Origin of the sequence: Nonomuraea sp. JJY05 (assembly GCF_043496855.1) — a bacterium.
Classification (GTDB): Bacteria; Actinomycetota; Actinomycetes; order Streptosporangiales; family Streptosporangiaceae; genus Nonomuraea.
The window spans coordinates 1-1,668 of sequence record NZ_JBIEIS010000122.1; the positions used below are offsets into that span (position 1 = coordinate 1).

Below are 1,668 nucleotides of genomic sequence, written 5' to 3' on the forward strand. Positions count from 1 at the left end.
AGCTTGTTCTTAAACCAAATTCTTGGGCGTATGCCCTGATCAGAGGCTTATAGCATCTATCCGCATATAGCGGACTGTGTCTTTACAGTTACGGCGTGTCGCCGTGACATGTTGCGGCCACCGTCTCATCTTCGCTGCGAATCGGACAGACAAGAAGGAGAGACGATGGCCGTAGGATCCATCGTGACACCCAGCATGACAGGTGTCCCGAAATCCATACCAAATGACCTCCCCGACCGGGCGATGGACGAGCTATCGCATTTCCGACGGCTCTTCTACGAGTGTCTGAGCAGCAGGGGCGATGAGCTTTTCGAGCTGGTCGACGCGGTGTTATGCGCTGACGGGCCGGTGAGGTCGCTGGTGGATCTGACGCTGACGGCCGAGCATCGGCGCGGGCACGGCACCCTGTACGACGGCCTCAATCACGGCCGCCTCCAGATCGGCCGGTTCCGGCGCGCGCTGGCGGGCCTGCCCCTGCCCAGGACCGCAGGTGACCGCCTGGTCCTAGCGGTGGACGTCTCCCCGTGGCTGCGACCGGACGCGGCCACCAGCCCCGGCCGCTCGTTCTGCCACACCTACGGCCGCAGCAAGGACCAGCATCTGATGATCCCGGGCTGGCCGTACTCGATCATCGCCGCGCTGGAGACGGGACGGACCTCCTGGACCGCGGTGCTGGACGCCGTCCGGCTGGAGGCCGAGGCCGACGTGGCCGCCGTGACCGCCGCGCAGGTCCGGGACCTGGTCATCCGGCTGATCGAAGCCCGCCAGTGGCGGCCGGGCGAGGCGGACATCCTGCTGGTGTTCGACGCCGGCTACGACCTGCCCCGCCTGGCCTTCCTGCTGGCCGATCTGCCGGTGCAGGTGCTCGGCCGGCTCCGTTCCGATCGGGTGCTGCGCCGCCCGGCGCCTTCGCGCCGTGAGCATTGCCTGGCCAACCCCGCCGGTGGCCGTCCGCCCAAGCACGGCGGCGAGTTCCGCTTCGCCGACCCGGCCACCTGGCACACCCCCGACCAGGCCACCTCGACCCAGACGACGCGGTACGGCACCGCGATCGCGACCGCGTGGGATCGGCTGCATCATCGCCTTACCCGCCGCGCCGCCTGGATCGAGTATGACGGTGAGCTGCCGATCATCGAGGGCACGCTCATCCGGCTGACCGTCCAACGGCTGCCAGGCGACGCCCACCCCAAGCCGGTATGGCTGTGGTCCTCGGCCACCGGCCTACCGGCCGCCCAGATCGACCTGCTGTGGCAGGCATTCCTCCGAAGATTCGATCTTGAGCATACGTTCCGGCTCTTCAAACAGACGCTCGGCTGGACCGCGCCGAAGATCCGCAACCCGCAGGCCGCTGATCTGTGGACCTGGCTCATCATCGCCGCCTACACCCAGCTCCGGCTGGCCCGGCACCTGGTGGAGGACCTGCGCCGCCCGTGGGAGAAGCCCGCCCCGCCCGGCCGCCTGACCCCGGCCCGGGTACGGCGAGGGTTTCGGAACATCCGCCCGGCCATCCCATGCCCGGCCCGTGCGCCCAAACCCGGCAAGCCCGGCCCTGGACGGCCGCCCGGCTCCCGCAACCGAAGCCGCGCTCCCCGCTACGACCTGGGGAAAGTCAACAAGCGGCCCACGTCCCTGACCACCAAACGCGATCTCGGACCTTAAAGAACAAGC

General features: G+C 68.3%; 1 protein-coding gene. It reads left to right on the top strand.

Annotated features, from left to right (window positions below; genetic code table 11):
* Positions 1-243: 243 nt before the first annotated feature.
* Entirely contained in the window at positions 244-1,659 is a 1,416-nt protein-coding gene (locus ACFKCF_RS61545; RefSeq protein ID WP_394506776.1) for an NF041680 family putative transposase, read from the top strand.
* Positions 1,660-1,668: the final 9 nt, after the last annotated feature.